This window comes from Nocardia gamkensis NBRC 108242, from assembly GCF_001612985.1.
Taxonomy (GTDB): Bacteria; Actinomycetota; Actinomycetes; order Mycobacteriales; family Mycobacteriaceae; genus Nocardia; species Nocardia gamkensis.
The window spans coordinates 250,199-267,417 of record NZ_BDBM01000004.1 but is presented as its reverse complement, the minus strand read 5'-3'; the positions used below and the strand labels follow the sequence as shown (position 1 = coordinate 267,417).

Here is a 17,219-nt window from a genome sequence, read left to right as displayed (position 1 = left end):
TTGTGGCCTGCGGACTTTGTCGGTGCCCCCGGGTAGAATCGAAGGTACGTTCGAGGGGGCTTCCGCCCCCGATCGCCACGGGAGGGATGCCAATGCGCACACCACAAACCGTTCTCATCGATCGCCCCTATGCCCCGCTGGAGAAGCGCAGGCTGCCCGCGGGCCGTCCGCGGGCGTGGTATGTCCTGCACAACCGGCGGCTGAAGGCGATGCGCCTGGCGATCGCGCTGCTCGACTCCGGCGTCTACGCCCCGAGTTACGCCACGAACAAGCGAATCAGGCACACCGCCGAGGTGATCGGCATCCGACCTCCGTCCGACGCGACCTGCTCCATGGTCCGCACCTTGATGCGCAAGCGGTACTGAGCGCCGATCACTCGATCGGTTCGCGGTCGCGAAGCCACGTCGCGCTTGACGCAGCGCGTATTCGCGACCGCGAACCAACAAAGGGCGGCCAGGGGTCGATGCCCTGTTCGTCCACCCGCGGGCCGACAAGGATCATGACGAGCGCAGAGGTGTACAGGCCACTCGGGCGCACGACCGTCCAGTCGAGTTCGGTTTCTGTGAGCAGGGATATCACGAGGCCGGGAATTCCTCGGAGCCACAGTCAGCGAACAGCGCGAGCCCACATCACGACGCAGGTCGTAACGCGCCGACGCCGCATCGACCACCTGGCCTGCGTACCCGGCAGCGAGACCGAGACCGAGCATCGCCCCTTGCGGCCCAGGGCGTAAACGCGGCCGCCGACTGGGACCGCCCTCCGCACCCAGAACGGCGAGCTCCGATCCGTAGCGGTCGGCCTTACGCACCCAGCGCACCCCAACCACGTCTTCCGAGCGAAGCGAGACCGAGCATGCGCCGTTCGCGGCCCGGCTCGCGTTTGCGCGGCCGCCGCGTACGCGACGAAGGAGCAAGCGGCGGTCGCGCAAACGCGAGCCACTAGGGGGCCGCGAACACGCCGCGCGAAGGCGCGGCAAATCCAACACAGCTACCTACTGCGGCGGCTCTTCTTCCGGGGAGGCGGCAGGAGGCCTTCGGCGCGCAGCCGGGCCGCGTGCTCGGCCAGCGCTTCGACCAGGGGACCGACCTGGGCCACCTCGGGCTGCACGTCCACGCGCAGGCCGAATTCGATGGCGGTCTCGGCGGTCTTGGGGCCGATGCACGCCACGATGGTGCGCGCGTGCGGCTTGCCCGCGATGCCCACCAGGTTGCGCACCGTGGAGGACGAGGTGAACAGGACCGCGTCGAAGCCGCCGGTCTTGATCATCTCGCGGGTCTCCGCGGGCGGCGGCGAGGCGCGCACCGTGCGGTAGGCCGTCACGTCATCGATCTCCCAGCCGCGGTCGCGCAGCCCCTCGGCCAGCGTCTCTGTGGCGATGTCGGCGCGCGGCAGCAGCACCCGGTTCACCGGGTCGAACACGTCGTCGTAGGGCGGGAAGTCGGCCAGCAGCCCCTCGGAGGACTGCTCGCCGCTGGGCACCAGCTCCGGGTTGATGCCGAACGACCGCACCTTCTCCGCGGTGGCCTCGCCCACGCAGGCGATCTTCACGCCGGAGAACGCCCGCGCGTCCAGGCCGAACTCGGCGAACTTCTCCCAGACCGCGCGCACCGCGTTGGTGGAGGTGAACACCACCCACTGGTAGCGCCCGTCGACCAGACCCTTGACCGCGCGCTCCATCTGGGCGGGGCTGCGCGGTGGCTCGACCGCGATGGTCGGCACCTCCATCGGGATGGCGCCGTGCGTGACGAGCCGTTCGCTCATCTCCGCGGCCTGATCCTTGGTGCGCGGCACCAGCACGGTCCAGCCGTACAGTGCGCGCGACTCCCACCAGGACATCTTCGACCGGTGCGCGACCACCTTGCCGATGGTCACCACCAGCGGGCCGACCAGTTCCGAGGCCGCGCTGTTCAGCGTGGCCAGGGTGGCTTCGATGGTGCGCTGCTGGCGGGTGGTGCCCCGCACCGTCACCGCGACCGGGGTCTGCGGCGCCATGCCGTGCTCGACCAGGGCGCTCGCGGTCTCCGCGAGATGCCCGGAGGTCGCGTGCAGCACGAGCGGGCCGGGAGCGGCCGCGAGCGCGGCCCAGTCGACCTCGCCGCGCACGTCCGCCTCGGTGTGCCCGGAACCCAGTGCGATGCCCGCGTAGCTGGGCACCGCGGAGCCGTTGGGCAGGCCGGGCAGCACCTCGAAGACCATGTGCGACCTGGTGACGGCGTTGACTTCGGCGATCACCGAGTCGGTGGTCAGTGGGTCGCCCGCGACCACACGCACCACGTCGTGCCCGGCGCGCGCTTCGGCGATCAGTGTCTTGGCCACCTCGGCGGGCTCGCCGAGCGCGGGCCGCACGTCGACGGGACGTTCCCCCTCCGGCCCCGGCTCGACCGAGGTGCCGATCAGGGCGAGCACGCCCTTGTCGACGTCCGGGTCGGTGAACGCCAGCGTCGCCCGTCCGATCACCTCACGGGCCCGGACGGTGAGCAGCGCCGGGTCACCAGGACCCGATCCGACGAAAAGGATGCGACCGGGGTGCTTCTTCGTGGCTCGGCTCATGCCTGCACCTCGCTTGCGCTCGGCTCCGGCATACCCGAGGGCACGGTGCCTGTGCTTCCGCTCATCGGCTGTTCTCCATTGGGCTGGGGTTGGGCAAGTCTGTGGCGGGCGAACTCACCGCCCGGGCGGGGGAACCGTCGTCCGGTTCGGCGGCGAGCAACTCGCGCGCACCCATGTCGAGCAACTCGCGGGCAAGCGCACGGCCGAGTTCCTCCGCGTCGGCCGGGGCGCCGACCACCGAGGCCCGCAGCACGTCGGATCCGTCGACGGCCGCCGCGCAGGCGCGCAGCGACAACTCGTCCACGATCCGCCCGTCGTCGTCGAGCGATTCGACCACTTCGGCGAGCGCGCCGATCGGCGCGGTGCAGCCCGCCTCCAGTTCGGCCAGCAGCGACCGCTCCGCGACGACCGACGCGCGGGTGGCCGCGTCGTCCAGTCCGGACAGGATCTCCACCAGCGCGGCGTGGTCGCTGCGGCATTCCACCGCGAGCGCGCCCTGAGCGGGCGCCGACAGCATCTGCACCGGCTCCAAGGCCTCGGTGACCGCGTCCAGCCGGTCGATGCGGGCCAGTCCGGCTCTGGCCACCACCACGGCGTCCAGCTCGCCCTCGCTGACCTTGCGCAGCCGGGTGTCCAGGTTGCCGCGCAGCGGGACGACGTCCAGGCCGAGCCCGAGCGCCCGCAGCTGGGCCGCGCGGCGCGGCGCGGAGGTGCCGACCTTGGCACCGGCGGGCAGCTCGCCGAGCACCAGCCCGTCGCGTGCGACCAGTGCGTCGCGCGGGTCCTCCCTGGGCGGGATGGCGGCGATGGTGAAGCGCGGGTCCTGCGCGGTGGGCAGATCCTTGTAGGAGTGCACGGCGATATCGATCGCGCCCGCCGCCAGCTCGTCGCGGAGCGCGGAGGTGAACACGCCGACGCCGATCTGCTGCACCGGGTCCGACGACAGGTCGCCCGCGGTCTTGATGACGACCAGCTCGGCCGGCTGCCCGGCCGCGATCAGCGCGTCGCGCACCGTGCCCGCCTGGGTGAGCGCGAGCAGGCTCCCCCGGGTGCCGATCCGCCACGGGGTACGGGTGCCCTCCGCGGTCGCGTTGTCTTCTCGGTGCACCATGGTCATGCCGTCTGCCCCTGTTCCTCGCCGCGATGGCCTGCGGTGAAGTCGTCGGCCAGCGCGATCTCCGCGTCGGCCGCTGTGATCTCCGCATGATCTCCGGCGAGCGCGGTGATCTCCATAGGCGCGGCGACCGCTTGGGCCGCACCTGGTTTGAGTTCGAACAATTCGCGCAGCGCTTCGGCGTAGCTGTCGCCGCCCGGCGTGGACGCGAGCTGCTTGACCCGCACCGTCGGCGCGTGCAGCAGCTTGTCGACCACCCGGCGCACCGTGCGCGCGACCTCGTCGCGTTCCGGGTCGGCCAGGCCGGGCAACCGCGAATCCAGCCGGAGGAGTTCGGCCTCGACCACCTCCGCGGCGCGCTGGCGCAGCGCCGCCACCGTCGGGGTGACCTCGGCCATCCGCTGACCGGCAAGGTATTTGGCCAATTCGTCGGCCACGATCGACCGCGCGGCCGCGGTGTCGTCGGCGGCGGCGCCCGCCGCCGGATCGCGTTGCAATGTCTCGATATCGATGAGCGTGACGCCGGGCAGTCCGGCCACGGCGTGCTCGACATCGCGCGGCAAGCCGAGATCGCAGAACACCAACGGCCGCTCGACGGTGGCGAATTCCTCGCCGCGCTCGCGCTCGGTGAGCGCGCGGTGGGTGTCGGCGAGCGTCACGACCGTGCCGACCGCACCGGTGCAGGTGACCACCACGTCGGACGCGGACATCGCCTCGGTGAGCCGCGACAGCTCCATGGCCTCGGCCTCGACGCCGTGCGTTCGCGCGGTCTCGGCGAGTCTGCGCGCCCGCGCGAGAGTGCGGTTCACCACGATGATCCGGCCGATCCCGGCGCGTGAGAGATGCGCGACCGCGAGACCGCCCATGGCGCCCGCTCCGACCACAGCGGCGGTCCGGCCGGCCAGCGGGCCGAGTACCTGCTGCGCGCGATCGAGCGCCACCGAAACCACCGACGCGCCCGCGCGATCGATGCCGGTTTCGGCGTGCACCCGCTTGCCGACCCGCAGCGCGTGCTGCGCCAGTTCGTGCAGGGTCCGTCCGACCGCCTGCTGCGCGTCGGCGGAGGCGTAGGCGCCGCGGATCTGGCTGAGCACCTGCTGCTCGCCGACCACCATCGAGTCCAGTCCGCTGGCCACGGCGAACAGATGCTCGGCGGCGGCCTCGGAGTAACGGACGTAGGCGTGCTTGGTCAGATCCGGCATCGGCAGGCCGGAGTGCTTGGTCAGCAGGTCACCGATCTCGGCGAGGCCGCCGTGGAAGGCGTCGACCACCGCGTAGACCTCCACCCGATTGCAGGTGGAGACGATCATCGCCTCGGACACGTGGCTGGAGGAGATCAGGCGGTCGATCAGTTTCGGCCGGTCGGCGTCGGTGACGGCCACCTTCTCCAGGACCGGGACCGGCGCGCTGCGATGCGAGATGCCGACGAGGAGAACGCTCATGCCGCCACCATCCCGGCACGGGCGGGACACACCGCCGTGCTGTGCTGCATGATTCGCTCGCTGCGCTCACTCATGGTGTGACCACCGATCCCTTGCTGCTTGGCTCCGTTGCCGTATGCGAGGTTGCCGTATGGGGGGTTGCCGAGTGCTGGAGCGCCGGGTGCGCGGGCGCCACGTGCGGCGCGGGCAGACGGTGCGCGATGCGCCCCGACCCGGCGTGCGCGACCTCCGGCAGCGGAGGCTGCTCGGCGTTGCGCACCCGTTCGAACGAGAGCATCTGCATCTCGACGGCCAGGTCGACGCGACGGACCTCGACCGTCGCCGGTGCGACCAGCTCGCAGGGGGCGAAGCTCAGAATCGACTGCAGTCCGGACGCGACGAGCCGGTCGCACACGTCCTGGGCGGCGTCGTCGGGCACGGTGACGACCGCGATGGTCGGCTTCAGATCGGCGACCGCGGCGGCCAACTCGGTGACGTCACGCACCACCAGGCCTGCGACCGGTATGCCGATCACGCGGGGGTCGCTGTCGAAAATGCCGACCACCGTGAAACCGCGCCGCCGGAATCCGCCGTAGCCGACCAGGGCGCGGCCCAGGTTCCCCGCGCCGACCAGCACGACACGGTGGCCCTGGGACAGGCCGAGGACGCCCTCGATCCGGGCGCGGAGCTTGGCCACGTCGTAACCGACGCCGCGAACTCCGTTGGGGCCGAGGAAGGACAGATCCTTGCGCAATTTGGCCGAATTGACACCCGCCGCGACAGCCAGTTCCTCACTAGATACGATGGCAACACCGTCGTCGGCCAACATGGCGAGGACCCGGAGGTAGGTAGCCAGTCGCGCGACGGTGGCCTGCGGGATGTCCTTCTGCAGAGCCCTGCCGGAGACGCCACCCGGCGCCTCATGCTGCTCTGTCACGTCGTCGGCTCCTCGTCCCGGGCCTCGGGCTCCGGTTCGTCGCTCGACCCCGCTGACCCGGGGGCGGTCCGGTGCCATGGTGTCGAAGTTTCGGATTTCGGGGCGGCTCCGCAGCCTCGGCATGCGGGTCGCGTGCCACCACCGTAACTGCTTGTGAAGCCCTGCACAAAGTCGGTGAAATTGGCCTCATTTTCCGCCGCGACCAGCGCAGCGGCCGAATCGGACGGAAAACGGGGTACTCAGCGCTTCAAGTCCGCCCGCAATCGGGTCTCGTCGACATCGAAATAGCTGTGTTCGCGGCCGTCGAGCAGAACGACGGGAAGCCGGTCGCCGTACTCCGCGCGCAGGCCAGGGTCGGTGGCGGCGGCTTCGTCGACGTCGACGGTCCCCGGTTCGATACCGAATTCGGCGCAGATCACGCTCAGCTGTCGCAGTGCCGTCGCACACAGCCCGCACCCCGCGCGAGTCAGCAATGTCACCGAATGTGTGTGATTGGTCATGACCGAAATTTAATCCGGGGCCGAACACCGCGAGGGCTCGGTGTGCGCCACGCGAATGTGTCGCGCGCCGCCTTCTGCCGTGACTGTCGCATGATCCGGCTACTGTTGACATGGTTCGCGCGACGGGCGGAGGTACTGGTGCCGGAACGATCGAAGGTGGCGAGGGCCGGATTCATCGCGGGACGGTTCGGTGAGTTTCCGGCGCGGTGGAATCTGAGCCAGATGGGCCAGGGTCTGCAAGACCAGCTCGCCCGCATCTCGCGCAGCCCCTTCGGCCCGAGTGAAGAGGAATTGCGGGCCAATCTGGCCGGTGAGGCGAGCGCCGACGCGGCACTCACCCTGCACGACGCGGAACTCGCCGCGGGCGAGGCGGTGGCAGGCCTGGAGGCGCCGCGCGACCTGACCGCGGCGGCGTTCTTCGACGTCGACAACACCATGGTGCAGGGCGCGTCCATCGTGCATTTCGCCCGCGGTCTGGCGGCGCGCAAGTACTTCAAGACCTCCGATCTGGTGGACGTCGCCTGGAAACAGGTGAAATTCCGGGTCACCGGCAAGGAGAGCAGCACCGATATGGCCAGCGGCAAGGAGAAGGCGCTGGCATTCATCGCCGGGCGCTCGACCGCCGAACTGGCCGCGCTGGGCGAGGAGATCTACGACGAGATCATCGCCGACAAGATCTGGCCCGGCACTCGCGCGCTCGCGCAGATGCATCTGGACGCGGGCCAGCAGGTGTGGCTGGTGACCGCGACCCCGGTGGAACTGGCGCAGGTGATCGCCAAGCGGCTCGGCCTCACCGGAGCGCTGGGCACCGTGGCCGAGAGCGTGGACGGGACGTTCACCGGGCGACTGGTCGGCGACATCCTGCACGGCCTGGGCAAGGCGCACGCGGTGCGCACGCTGGCGATCCGCGAGGGCCTGAACCTCAAGCGCTGCACCGCGTATTCCGACAGCCACAACGACGTGCCGATGCTCTCGCTGGTCGGCACCGCCGTGGCGATCAACCCGGACTCGGACCTACGCGAAGTCGCCAAGAACCGCGGCTGGGAGATCCGCGACTTCCGCACCGGCCGCAAGGCCGCGAAGATCGGCGTGCCCACCGCCCTGGCCCTCGGCGCGGCAGGCGGCGCCGTCGCCGCGGCCGTCACCCGCCGCCGCGACGACCACTAGCAACCCCTACCCGGTGAAGACGTTGCGGCGCTTGGTGAGCAGCTTGTAGAGCGTCTGCTGGATGGTCTCGCGTACCTGGTCGGTGACCTCGAACATGGTCATCGGGTCGTCGGCGGCCTCCGGCTCGTAGGGCGTGGTCGGGACGGGGGTGCCGAATTCGATGTACCACTTGGACGGCAGCGGTACCGCGCCGAGCGGGCCCAGGTGCGGGAACAGCGGCGTCACCGGGAAGTACGGGAGGCCGAGCAACCGGGCCAGCGGCTTGAGATCGGCCAGCTTCGGGTAGATCTCCTCGGAGCCGACGATCGAGCACGGGATGATCGGCACGCCGGTGCGCACCGCCGCGGCGACGAAGCCGCCCCGGCCGAAGCGTTGCAGCTTGTAGCGATCGGTGTACTGCTTGCCGACGCCCTTGAACCCTTCCGGGAAAACGCCGGTCAGCTCGCCGGAGCGCAGCAGTCGTTCGGCATCCTCCCGGCAGGCCAGGGTGTGACCCGCGCGGCGCGCCAGCACACCGAGCACCGGTGTCTCGAAGATCAGGTCGGCCGCCAGCAAGCGCAGCGCGCGCTGCTTGGGGTGCCGGTCGTGCACGGCCAGCTGCAGCATCAGGCCGTCCAGCGGCACGGTGCCCGCGTGGTTGGCCACGATCAGCGCGCCGCCCGCCTCCGGCAGGTTTTCGATCCCGCTGACCTCCACCCGGAACCACAGGTCCGACAGCGGGCGCAGGGCGGGCAGGATGACCGACTCGAGCAGGTGCTCGTCGAAACCGAATTCATCGAGCTGGTAGTCGCCGGTGAGCCTGCGGCGCGCGAAGTCCGCGGTCTTGGAGATCTGCTTGCCGAGTGCGCCACGCAGCATCCCGGACAGCGACTGCGGCGCGGCGGGCGTCACCGCCGCGCGCCGCTCGACCAGCGAGGTCACCGGACTCGGAGCGGCCAAGCGGCGTGGCGCCGGACGCTGACGCGTCTCGATCTGAAGATCGTGGAGTTGGATGACTTTCGCTACGTCATTCATTGGTGTGCTCCCGTACCGGCCCCGAGCAGGCCGAGCAGTTTGTGTTCTGCGGCGTCGATCCACGCTGGATCGACTACGGGCCGCAACGCTGCGCCCCCGATGAAGTCGTCGAACGCCTGCACCGTCGTCCAGCGCGGCACGAACTCGAGTTCGGTGCGCATGCGCGTGGTGTCCAGGCCACAGCCGAAGTGGAAATAGTCGAGCTGTTCGGCGGAGAACTCCCGCATCACCGGGCCCATGAGGAAGCGACCCGCGGTGCGGAACATCGTGAAGGGAACGGGCAACTCGATCCGGCCCGCCCGCCGGACCGCCTGCGACAGCGACAGCGCGCCGTCACCCGCAATGTTATACGTGCCACTGACCGTACGCCGTGCCGCGTGGGTCAGCGCGGCCACCGCGTCCTCCTCGTGCAGCAGCTGCATCCTGGCGTCCCGGCCGAATACGGTCGGGGTCACCGGCGAACGCAGATATTGCGCACCGCGGGCGGCCAGCCGCGGGCCCACGATCGGTGCGAATCGCAAAATTGACGTGGCGATATCGGGACGCCGCCGGGCGAGGCCGCGAACATAACCCTCTATATCGATCATGTCGCGCGCGAACCCGCCGCGCGGTGGCGTGCGGGCGCTCATTTCCTCGCTGAATTTCGCGGGATCCTTCGCACTGCACCCGTACACCGCCGACGAGGAGCGCACCACCACCCGGCGCACCGAAGCCACCTTCTGGCACACCGCGAACAGCTGCATCGCGCCGAGAACGTTGTGATCCTTCATCACCGCGCGACCGCCGCCCGCGGGCGGGCGGGTCAGCAGGGCGGTGTGCACCACGGTGTCCACCTCCGCACCATCGATCACCTTACGGATCAACGGGTTTCGGATGTCCGCTCGCACGAATTCGGCGCGGCCCATGCGCCGCTGCAACTCTCGGCCGGGGGTCATCGTGTCGACGGCGAGAATGCGCTCGATCCCGGGATCCTGGGCGAGGCGTGCGACGACCGTGCCGCCGAAGAAGTGGCTGGCTCCAGTGACCAGCACTACCTTCGGCGCGTGTCCTTCCCGACCCTCAGAACCCACCGGCACCCTTTCCCTTGCCAGCCCGCCCTTGTGATTATTCCCAGTGCCCAGCGTAGCGGCTGCCTACCCGCTCACCGAGAGTATTAACCAGGATCTAACGATGACTTCAGTCACGTGATACAAATGGCGATTTCAAAATTTCAAATTTCAAACAAAAGGCCCGTCACCTATTGGTGACGGGCCCCTCGCAGCTAACACGCAGCGATGCCTACTTGCCGAGTTTGCGCCGCTGGACACGCGTGCGGCGAAGCAGCTTGCGGTGCTTCTTCTTCGACATGCGCTTGCGGCGCTTCTTGATCACAGAACCCATAGGGTTGTCCTCGCGTTCTCTCTACTCGGCGCGCACGCTGCCCGTGCGCGATTGCCGGACGTCCGTCCGCCCCGGCCCCGGCCGAGGGCCGGGGTCGCTGGGCAAGCTCACGCCCCGTGTTCGCGCCGCCGGATACCACGAGGCAACGAACAGCGATGCCACCGGCGGGCGAACACGAACCGAGGATCTATCGTACCGGCACGCCCCGCTGGTCTCGAAACCGCCTCATCCGGCGTCGAAATAGGACGTTTCCAGATAGTCGTGTACCGCCTTGGCGTGCACTCGGAACGATCGGCCGACGCGCACGGCGGGCAACTCGCCCGAGTGCACCAGCCGGTAGACCGTCATCTTGGACACCCGCATCAGACTCGCCACTTCGGCGACGGTGAGAAACTGGGTGCCGCCGCCGAGCACGGATTGCCCCTGTGTCGCGGCCTCACGCTGTGTACGGGAATTCCCCCGACCGCCCGCGGGACCGGAGCCGCCGGACGCTCCGGAATTCGCAGACATCTTGTTCGCAGACATCATTGCACCATTGACCTCCGGCACGTCCGCGCCACCGGCTTCCCCACCGACGGAACAGACACGCACGTGCTCCTTGAAGCTTAGCGGGACCAGTGGTGTTACTGCGACGGGAGTGAGAAATCGGGTTTTCCGATTTCATACAGACCGGTCACTCCGCGGACGCGCCTTGTTCGACCGACCGTTGCTTGGCCGCGAAGAGCGCTTCCAGGAATGCCGAGCGTAGTCCTACGCGCTCCAGCTCGCGGATCGCCGCGGCGGTGGTGCCGGCGGGCGAGGTGACCGCGGCGCGCAGTTCCGCGGCGGTCTGGCCTGAGCCGTCCAGCAGGGCGGCCGAGCCGACCATGGTCTGCACGACGAGTTGGGTGGCCACATCCCTGGTGAGCCCCAGCCCGACGCCCGCGTCGACCATGGCCTCCACGACCAGGAAGAAATAGGCGGGCCCCGATCCGGACACGGCGGTGACCGCGTCCATCTGGCTCTCCGCCACCGTGACCACCTTGCCGACCGCGCCGAGAATCTCGGCCACCAGCTCCAGATGCTGCTCGCGCGCGTAGCGACCCGGCGCGATGACGCTCATCCCCTGTCCCACCAGCATCGGCGTATTCGCCATCACCCGGACCACCGGAAATCCGGCGGGCATCTTGCCCTCCAGCCGCGCGGTCGGCACACCCGCGGCCAGCGAGACCAGGACCTGATCGCGGTCGCTGCCGATCTCCGCCTTGCCCAGCGGCGCGAGCACGGCGTCCACATCGCCCGGTTTCACCGCGATCACCAGCAGATCCGCGCCCACGGCGGCATCGGCCAAGTCGTCGGTGACCCGGATCCCGAAGCGGTCGGCGAGCTGATGGGCCCGCTCCCGGTGGGTCTCCACGACGACCAGGTCCTTGGTCAGCCGCCCGGACTCCAGCAACCCGGCGACCAACGCCTCCCCGATGCGCCCGCCACCGATCACCGCAATTCTCGTCATGGGGGTCAAGGCTAGACGGCGCGCGCCGGGGCTCAGCGCTGGGGAACGAGCGCCAGCTGACGACTCTGCGCGACGACCGCCCCGGTCGAGTCGAGCACCAGCTGGTCCTCGTCGAACATGCGGCCGCCCACCTCGTGCGTGGTCGCGATGATCCGCAGCCAGCCCGGCGCGGGCCTGCGACGCAGGTAGGTGGTCATCTGCACGGTGGGGGCCCAGCCGAAGTGACCGAGGTTCATCGGCACCGGCGGACTCATGTCGGCGCTCATCATGGCGAAGTACATCGCGACGTCGGGGTCCTGTTCGTCGCCCGGCCTCGGGCGCATCCACATCCGCAACCGCGGCTCGCCCTTCGCGCCCTCGAGGAAGCGGGCCCACTCGCGGTCGAGATAGATCTCGGCGCCGCGGCCGACGTGCACGATGTCACCCATCGTGGAGCCGGGCTCGTAGCCGACGGCGTCGGCAGGCGGCTGCTCGGGCATGTCGGAATGCTCCGGCGCGTAGATCGGGTCGCCGTCGTCGAGGCGGCTGAACGTCAGTGCCGTGCGCACCAGGACGCGACCGTCCTGGACGAGGTCGGTGTCGGCCAGGCAGATCTGTCGACCGATCTTGCGAACCCGCACCTCGTATTCGACCTCGCCGGGGTTCGGGGCACCGAGGAAATCGGAACTGGCGGCGATCGGCGCCATGCCGACCAGCGCGGGATCGGACGCACGCAGCCAATTCGTCGCCGCTGCCGCGCTCGCGGCGACCATCGTCCCGCCGTGCACCTTCGGGCCGATGGTCCAGATGTCGTCGATGATGCCCAGATAGCGGCCGGTTCCCGGGGTGGTGGGCGGCGCCTCTTCCAGCGCGCACACCCGGCTGAACGGTGCGTCGGTCGTGGCCGCCGGGCCGAAATCGGCCGTCAGCTCCGTCGTCATCCTCACTCCTGTCCTTCGTCGACCCCACCCGATGGCGGCATTCGCGGCCATGTAGCCGGACTGCCGCCGAGGGGTTCGTACAGCGTACAACGCACCTCGGACAGGATCGCATCGCCGCATACCGGAGTAGCGACGAGCGTCACATCGGTGGTTCGGGCGACCTCCGGCTCGCGCCGGCGGGCGTGGGCGCGGCGGCCACGACCAGATGCTTGCGCGCGAAGGCCAGCGTGCGATGCAGCATGTCCGCCCGCTCCTTGGTGGTGCGCGCGTTCTGCGTATTGATCTCGGCGACGACCTGACCGCTGAAACCGGTGCGGACCAGGGTCGCGCACACCTCCACGCACGGTTGGGAGCCCTCGCCGGGAACGAGATGTTCGTCGTGCGCGGCGCCCCGGCCGTCGGCCAGATGCAGATGGGCCAGACCGGGGCCCATGCGGGCGGCCAGGGCCAAGGGGTCGGCACCGGCGGTGGCCGTGTGCGACAGATCCAGCGTGTAGTGGCGGAAGCCGGTGTCGGTCGGGTCGTAGGAGGGGCTGAAGGCGGTGAGCGCCGGACCCGGGCCGCCGCGCCGCTCCAGCCGTTTCACCGCGCCCTCGCGCCGGCCGAACAGCGTGTCCGCCCGCATCGGGAACATGTTCTCCACCGCGACGATCACCGGGCTGTTGTCTTCCAGCTCGGCCACCTGCGCGGCGAACCCGGCGGCATAGCGGCGCTGCCAGCGGAACGGCGGGTGCACGACCACCGTGCTCGCGCCGAGCGACTCGGCGGTACGCACACTGCGCTCGAGTTTCGCCACGGGATCCGAACCCCACACCCGCTGCGAGATCAACAGACATGGCGCGTGCACCGCGAGCACCGGCACACCGTACTGGCGCGAGTAGGCCTGCACGGTGGCGATGCTCTGACTGGCGGGCTCGGCCCAGACCATCAGCTCGACGCCGTCGTAACCGAGTTCGGCGGCGTACCGGAACGCGGCCTCCGTATTCTGCGGGTACACCGAGGCGGTCGAGAGCCCCACCGGGATCGGCTTCGGCCGGGACAGATCCCCGCCGCCGTCCGGGGGGCCCGCGCCGGTGCGCGATCCCACTCCGGTCTCGTTCGCCTGTCCTATATTCGCCACGACTGCTCCCTGCTCAGTTCGTGCTGAGAAGAAATGCCAACGGCCCCAGCGTGACGAAGATGCCTACGACCACGGCGATCACGGTGCTGAGGATGTCGTCGGTCCTGCGCAGAATCCGCACGAGGGCCACCAGACCGAGAATCACGATCATCGCCAGCGCCAGCGCCACCCACGGGAGCATCTCCCACATGCGCTCGAAGCCTTTGAACAGCAGCATGCCCGCGACAGCGGCACCGATGCTCTGACCGCCGAGGATCATCCACTGGCGCCGGTTCTCGTCGTCCTCCGCCTTCTTGGCCGCCCTGGACCGGCGCGGCGCGGTTGCCCTGGTGACGGCGCGAGGTTCGTCGGCGAGGTCGTCATCGTCGTCCTCGTCCAGCTCGATCGGCTCGTAGACGTCGGTGACGCCGTCCATCTCCGCCATCTCGGCGGCGCGCCCACCGCGCCCACCGCGCCGCGCAGCGCCGCGCTCGGCCCGATCGACGCCATCGCGCAGCAGGTCGCCGGCGACCGTCTGGCCGGAGAGCAACTGCTGGTCCTGGTTGGCCAGCGACCACGCGGCCGTCGGAATGCCGGCGGATTCCGGCGGGGGATCGCCCTGCGGCTTGTGCCGCCGGGCCGACCAGGCCGGTAGACCGTTCTCGCCGACGCCCTCCCGGCGAGCTGGTCTTCGATGCGCATCCGGCTGCGGCTCGGGCGCCGCGGGCCTGCCCGGCTTCGGACGCGGATCGGGCGGCGGCGGAAGGGGCAGCGGTTCCGACTCCGGGGCGAAACCACCGGTGCTGGGTGACCATGCCGCGGTGGACGGGCCGAGATCCTCGGCCGCTTCCGCGGCCTCCGCCGCCCTGCGCCGCGCGGCGCGGCCGCCCCCGGCGCCGTTACGCTCGGGAAGAGGCGAGCGGCCGAAGCCGGGCTCGTCGAATTCCGCGTGACCGTTGCGGCCCGGTTCGCCCGCTCCGCGACCGGGCAGCGGGTCCCGGCCGAACTGCTCGGGCCGGACCTCCTGCCAGGACCGGACCTCGGTGGCCTCATCCTCCGGTTCCTCCCGCCTGCGCCTGCGCCCCGAGCGCGGAGGCGTCTCGGGCACGCCACCCGGCAGGTCGGGCACATACGGACCGGGGGCCGCCGAAAACAGGTCCGACACCGGGGTATCCGGCGACAGCGGATCGTAGGACGTGCCGTGCCGCGCGGAGGGCATGTCTCTGCCGGGCATGACCCGGCTGGATCGCCCGGGGGGCGGATCGGCTCGCGGCGGGTCGGGCTGCGCGTAGCCGGCCAGCGGGTCGTACATCGAAATCGGGCCCGACATGGGCGAATACGACGACGGGTCGGGCTGCGGCTCGGGCGCGTAGGACGCGGGCTCAGGCGGGGGCGGATCGAACGAGGGCGGCGCGTAGGCGGCCTCCTCCGCTCCGGCATCGGGCGCCGCGTGCGCGGAGTGACCACCGCCTTCCCGGATGACCGGCAGGTCGCCGGTCAGTTCGGCGACGGAGATGCCCCGGCCACTGCGGCGGCGCCTGCCACCGCCGGACGAGCCACCGCTCTGCTGGCCGTTTCGTGCCAGCAGTTCCGCGACCGACAGCTGTTTGGAGTCCTCACTCATGACGACACCGTCCCGATCGAGCCCGGCGCGGGCGTGCCGCCGCCGGACGCAGGCCGACCGTCTCCGGTCGCCGTGCCCGCTGAGTACGTTGCTTCGGGTCCACCATTCATATCGGTATCCAGTTTGCGCAGGATGAGCCCTTCACGCAGCGCCCACGGACAAATCTCCAAGGAATCAAGCGAAAGTGCCCGCATACTCGCCTCCGCGACCAATGCGCCGGCCACCAATTGCTGTGACCGATCGGAACTTACGCCTTCCAATTCTGCACGGTCCGCCGCCGTCATTCGCGAGATGAACGCAATCAGTTGGCGCAGGCCCGAGCTCGTGAGTGTACGACGCGCACGCGGGCCCGCCGCCGAAGGCGCCGCTCCGGTCAGTCGGGCCAGGGACCGGAATGTCTTCGAAGTGCCAACGGCCAGATCGGGCTTGCCCGGCTCGAGCAGCTTCTTCGCAGGCACCACCAGCTCGGCGTCGAGCCAGTCGCGCAGCACGGCCACCCGCCGCTTGCCCGGCGGGTCCTCGCGCAGCCATTCCCTGGTCAACCGGCCCGCGCCGAGCTGTAGGGACACCGCGACGTCGGGTTCCTCGTCGCCGCCGTTGGTCATTTCCAGCGAGCCGCCGCCGATGTCGAGGTTGAGAATGCGCCCGGCGCTCCAGCCGTACCACCGGCGCACCGCGAGAAAGGTCAGCCGCGCCTCGTCGACGCCGGTCAGCACCCGCAGGTCGACGCCCGTCGCGGCGCGCACGCGGCCGAGCACCTCTTCGGAGTTGGCCGCCTCGCGCAGCGCCGAGGTGGCGAACGGCATCAGTTCGACGCACTTGGACGTCTCGGCGATGCTGGCGAATTCCGCGACGGTGTCGATCAGCCGCTGCGCGCCCGCCTCGGTGATGCAACCTGCGGCGTCGATGTTCTCCGCCAGCCGCAAGGTGGCCTTCGTCGAACTCATCGGCAGGGGGTGACCGCCACGATGCGCGTCCACCACGAGCAGGTGAACGGTATTGCTTCCGACATCGAGTACCCCAAGCCGCACATGAACACGGTACTGGGTGACGCGGCACTACAACCCAGGCGACTGAACTGTTAGCGTCCTATTTCGTGACGGTAGGCGCATCCGCGAGCAGCCCGACCCGGCCCCGACCAGCGGGGAAGATCGACCCAGCCCCCGAAGTCGATCCCGACTTTCCCCGGGAGTGGATCGAGTTCGTCGATCCGGCAAACGACGAGCATCTGATCGTCGCCGATCTGACCTGGCTGCTGTCGAGGTGGACGTGCGTGTTCGGCACCCCCGCCTGTCAGGGCATCCTGTCCGACCGGCCGGATGACGGCTGCTGCTCGCACGGCGCGTTCCTCTCCGACGAGGACGACCGCAAACGGCTTAGTCGCGCTGTGAAGATGCTCACACCCCAGGACTGGCAGCTGCGGTGCGAGGCGACCAACGCGCAGGGCAAGATCACCAGGGGCGGCTACCTGGAACTCGACGAGCTGGACGATGAGCCCGCGCTGCGCACACGCCGGTTCGAGGGCGCCTGCATCTTCCTGAATCGCCCCGGCTTCGCGGGGGGCGTCGGCTGCGCCCTGCACACCATGGCGCTGCGGCGCGGCATCGAGCCGCTGGAGGTGAAGCCGGACGTGTGCTGGCAGCTGCCGATCCGCCGCACCCAGGACTGGGTGGACCGGCCCGACGGCGTGCAGATCCTGCGCACCGTGATCACCGAGTACGACCGCCGCGGCTGGGGGCCAGGCGGCGAGGATCTGGACTGGTACTGCTCCGGCTCCCCCGACGCGCACGTCGGCAGCAAGCCGGTCTGGCAGTCCTACGGCCCCGAGCTGACCGAACTGATCGGCGCGCCCGCCTACGCGGAGCTGGCCAGGCATTGCAAGCGCCGCGAGGGCCTCGGCCTGATCGCCATCCATCCGGCGACGGTGCATGCCGAGCGGATGCCCGATTCCACCGATCCGCTCGCCTGATCGTTTGCCGACCGAGCGCCCGATAGGGCGGC

18 protein-coding genes are annotated in these 17,219 nt (G+C 70.0%); 3 read left to right on the top strand and 15 right to left on the bottom strand.

Annotated elements, in window-relative coordinates; genetic code table 11:
* Nucleotides 1-92: 92 nt before the first annotated feature.
* Complete coding sequence (locus tag NG1_RS04440; protein WP_040870381.1) at nt 93-365, top strand: hypothetical protein; 273 nt, start codon at nt 93-95, stop codon at nt 363-365.
* Between the two features lie 7 nt (nt 366-372).
* Here the strand turns inward: NG1_RS04440 and NG1_RS04435 are convergent, their stop codons facing one another.
* The 6 genes from NG1_RS04435 to NG1_RS04410 form a co-directional block, all read right to left on the bottom strand.
* On the bottom strand, nt 373-579 hold the full coding sequence (locus tag NG1_RS04435) for a hypothetical protein (RefSeq protein ID WP_062968209.1): 207 nt from the start codon (nt 577-579) through the stop codon (nt 373-375).
* Between the two features lie 408 nt (nt 580-987).
* Nucleotides 988-2,550 (bottom strand): bifunctional uroporphyrinogen-III C-methyltransferase/uroporphyrinogen-III synthase, encoded by a 1,563-nt coding sequence (locus NG1_RS04430; RefSeq protein ID WP_062968206.1) that lies wholly within the window; start codon nt 2,548-2,550, stop codon nt 988-990.
* Between the two features lie 61 nt (nt 2,551-2,611).
* Nucleotides 2,612-3,667, bottom strand: a complete 1,056-nt coding sequence (hemC, locus tag NG1_RS04425; RefSeq protein WP_062968204.1) for a hydroxymethylbilane synthase — start codon at nt 3,665-3,667, stop codon at nt 2,612-2,614.
* Nucleotides 3,664-5,106 carry a glutamyl-tRNA reductase gene (locus NG1_RS04420; protein WP_062968202.1) on the bottom strand — a complete coding sequence of 481 codons (1,443 nt, stop codon included), beginning with the start codon at nt 5,104-5,106 and terminating at the stop codon, nt 3,664-3,666. The genes hemC and NG1_RS04420 overlap by 4 nt, the downstream gene beginning before the upstream one ends.
* Before the next feature lie 70 nt (nt 5,107-5,176).
* Nucleotides 5,177-6,022, bottom strand: coding sequence for a redox-sensing transcriptional repressor Rex (locus tag NG1_RS04415; RefSeq protein WP_062968200.1), 846 nt, complete (start codon nt 6,020-6,022; stop codon nt 5,177-5,179).
* A gap of 239 nt (nt 6,023-6,261) precedes the next feature.
* Nucleotides 6,262-6,522, bottom strand: coding sequence for a glutaredoxin family protein (locus tag NG1_RS04410; RefSeq protein WP_062968198.1), 261 nt, complete (start codon nt 6,520-6,522; stop codon nt 6,262-6,264).
* 222 nt (nt 6,523-6,744) lie between these two features.
* On the opposite strand from NG1_RS04410, the gene NG1_RS04405 reads away from it, so the two are divergent.
* Nucleotides 6,745-7,689 carry an HAD family hydrolase gene (locus NG1_RS04405; protein WP_062968389.1) on the top strand — a complete coding sequence of 315 codons (945 nt, stop codon included), beginning with the start codon at nt 6,745-6,747 and terminating at the stop codon, nt 7,687-7,689.
* Between the two features lie 6 nt (nt 7,690-7,695).
* Here NG1_RS04405 and NG1_RS04400 read toward each other — a convergent pair whose 3' ends face one another.
* From NG1_RS04400 to NG1_RS04365, 9 genes are all read right to left on the bottom strand, one after another.
* Nucleotides 7,696-8,703 (bottom strand): lysophospholipid acyltransferase family protein, encoded by a 1,008-nt coding sequence (locus NG1_RS04400; protein ID WP_062968196.1) that lies wholly within the window; start codon nt 8,701-8,703, stop codon nt 7,696-7,698.
* A complete protein-coding gene (locus NG1_RS04395) occupies nt 8,700-9,773 on the bottom strand; it encodes an NAD-dependent epimerase/dehydratase family protein (protein ID WP_062968387.1) in 1,074 nt (357 codons plus the stop codon). Before NG1_RS04395 ends, NG1_RS04400 begins: the two co-directional genes overlap by 4 nt.
* Before the next feature lie 208 nt (nt 9,774-9,981).
* Complete coding sequence (locus NG1_RS35190) at nt 9,982-10,083, bottom strand: 30S ribosomal protein bS22 (protein ID WP_003402602.1); 102 nt, start codon at nt 10,081-10,083, stop codon at nt 9,982-9,984.
* A gap of 225 nt (nt 10,084-10,308) precedes the next feature.
* Nucleotides 10,309-10,611: a helix-turn-helix domain-containing protein gene (locus tag NG1_RS04390; RefSeq protein ID WP_371855955.1), complete on the bottom strand. Its 303-nt coding sequence runs from the start codon at nt 10,609-10,611 to the stop codon at nt 10,309-10,311.
* A gap of 145 nt (nt 10,612-10,756) precedes the next feature.
* Nucleotides 10,757-11,575 (bottom strand): pyrroline-5-carboxylate reductase, encoded by an 819-nt coding sequence (proC, locus tag NG1_RS04385; protein ID WP_062968194.1) that lies wholly within the window; start codon nt 11,573-11,575, stop codon nt 10,757-10,759.
* 32 nt (nt 11,576-11,607) lie between these two features.
* Complete coding sequence (locus NG1_RS04380; protein WP_084498687.1) at nt 11,608-12,495, bottom strand: thioesterase family protein; 888 nt, start codon at nt 12,493-12,495, stop codon at nt 11,608-11,610.
* A gap of 139 nt (nt 12,496-12,634) precedes the next feature.
* Entirely contained in the window at nt 12,635-13,513 is an 879-nt protein-coding gene (locus NG1_RS04375; protein WP_062968383.1) for a sugar phosphate isomerase/epimerase family protein, read from the bottom strand.
* Nucleotides 13,514-13,628: 115 nt separating this feature from the next.
* Nucleotides 13,629-15,218, bottom strand: a complete 1,590-nt coding sequence (locus NG1_RS37715) for an Rv0497 family membrane protein (protein WP_062968192.1) — start codon at nt 15,216-15,218, stop codon at nt 13,629-13,631.
* Nucleotides 15,215-16,249 carry a Ppx/GppA family phosphatase gene (locus tag NG1_RS04365; RefSeq protein ID WP_051175599.1) on the bottom strand — a complete coding sequence of 345 codons (1,035 nt, stop codon included), beginning with the start codon at nt 16,247-16,249 and terminating at the stop codon, nt 15,215-15,217. Before NG1_RS04365 ends, NG1_RS37715 begins: the two co-directional genes overlap by 4 nt.
* Nucleotides 16,250-16,314: 65 nt before the next feature.
* Here NG1_RS04365 and NG1_RS04360 point away from each other — a divergent pair, with 65 nt between their 5' ends.
* Nucleotides 16,315-17,187: a DUF3109 family protein gene (locus NG1_RS04360; RefSeq protein ID WP_062968190.1), complete on the top strand. Its 873-nt coding sequence runs from the start codon at nt 16,315-16,317 to the stop codon at nt 17,185-17,187.
* Nucleotides 17,188-17,219: the final 32 nt, after the last annotated feature.